The organism is Variovorax sp. P4_D9 (assembly GCF_056401695.1).
In genome coordinates, this window is record NZ_JBFUIU010001380.1 from 1 (window position 1) to 1,531 (window position 1,531).

General features: G+C 60.9%; 2 protein-coding genes and 1 pseudogene. 2 read left to right on the plus strand and 1 reads right to left on the minus strand.

Going from position 1 to position 1,531, the window contains the following annotated elements; all coding sequences use genetic code 11:
- A partial coding sequence (locus AC1DY5_RS55150) for a hypothetical protein (protein WP_478119555.1) occupies positions 1 to 214 on the plus strand: 214 nt, incomplete at its 5' end.
- 35 nt (positions 215 to 249) lie between these two features.
- The gene (locus AC1DY5_RS55155; protein WP_478122619.1) at positions 250 to 1,074 is read left to right on the plus strand and encodes a Fic family protein; all 825 of its coding nucleotides are present in this window, start codon (positions 250 to 252) and stop codon (positions 1,072 to 1,074) included.
- A gap of 180 nt (positions 1,075 to 1,254) precedes the next feature.
- Here the strand turns inward: AC1DY5_RS55155 and AC1DY5_RS55160 are convergent.
- A pseudogene (locus AC1DY5_RS55160) lies at positions 1,255 to 1,531 on the minus strand (IS5/IS1182 family transposase); the annotation flags it as partial.

Sequence of the window (1,531 nt, forward strand, 5' to 3'; positions counted from 1 at the left end):
TCATGGTGCCGATGATTTGTCCTGCATTCATGCCTGTATTACGATTCATGACGGACCCTCTGCGGTGTTTGTGAAGACCTTGGTCTATCACGCCTTGGGCACTTTGATGCCGTATCCAGCAGAGGGTCCACCCGCTCGTGCCGAGCTTCGATCTCTGCGACCAACGACTGCTCTCGCCGCCTTCGACGTCATCTCACCACCCCCAGTCTTCTGATTCCCCTTCGGGAGGGAGGCATCCATAGCATCTCCATGCGCGACGACGTGGCCAGATCTTTCCCGAGCGAAGAGCCAGGCATTCCGAAAGATGTTCCCGCGTTCATGAAGGCGATCGAGGATGTCTATGTCACGGATGCCTACCACTCTCTGTCCATCGAGGGCTACCGAGTTACGCCGGAACTGATCCGGCGCGTAGCAGCCGGGGACTGGAACGAGGACATCCACGAGCAGGACAGGAAATCGAGAGACGCCATGGCGGCGCACGGTTACTGGCTCGCGCACAACGAGGTCAAGGAGTCGATTCAGAAGATCTTTGCTGGCGCGAATGCCGGGGACGTCCTCAAGGGTGATCACGGCGCTTGGTTCCGCGCAATGTTCTCGCCGAGCGTCACAGCGGGGATCCTTTCTCCGAGCAATCTCGCCGGCTACCGGGGCCATCAGGTCTACATTCGCAACGCCCAGCACGTACCACCACCGCGTGAAGCCGTGCGGGAGATGATGCCCGTGCTGTTCGAGTTGTTGCGCGACGAGCAATCGGCCGCGGTGCGCGCGGTGCTGGGGCACTTTGCGTTCGTCTTCATTCACCCGTACATGGACGGCAACGGACGTCTTGGGCGATTCATCATGAACGCGATGCTGGCATCTGGCGGGTTCCCATGGACGGTGCTGCGTCTCGAAGACCGCGACCGTTACATGACGGCGCTCAACGCGGCAAGCGGCCAGAGCGACAGCAGGCCGTTCGCAACGTTCGTCGCCCAGAACCTGGCCGCGGCAAGGGAGGCACAGTCCGACTCACCAGAAAGCGCTGTCCCGGACGCCAACGTCGAAGAAGACGAACAGCAACGCACGCTAGGCTGACTCCTCATGCTTGTTCATCACGGGCCGGCCGCTTCCCAGCGTCCTAGTCGATTGAAAGGGAGGGCGGTTTCAAGTCTGAAGCGCAACAGGATTGAGTTATTGAATTGAAGCTGGCGGCGTACGCGCTCGATGGTGGGTTTCAGTCCCCGGGATCCAGGCACCACGGGCGTCTCGAACGCCCAGGCGCTTCTCGCGCCGCGCGATCTCCGCCGGCACGTCCAGCCCGTCATTGACAGGACGGCTGTCGCTGTCTTCGGCCAGCTTCAGCAACTGCTGCACTTCTTCGCGCAACTGTGCCTCGATCTTGTTGGCGTGCTCCCAGGACAGCGCCTTGTGCTTGCTCGCATTGGCTGCGATCTTGGTGCCGTCCAACGAGATGTTGCCCAGCTTCAGGCACTTCATCTCGAGCGCCAGCACCAACACCTGCACGAACAGCGCTTCGATCTGGGGCAGAAAG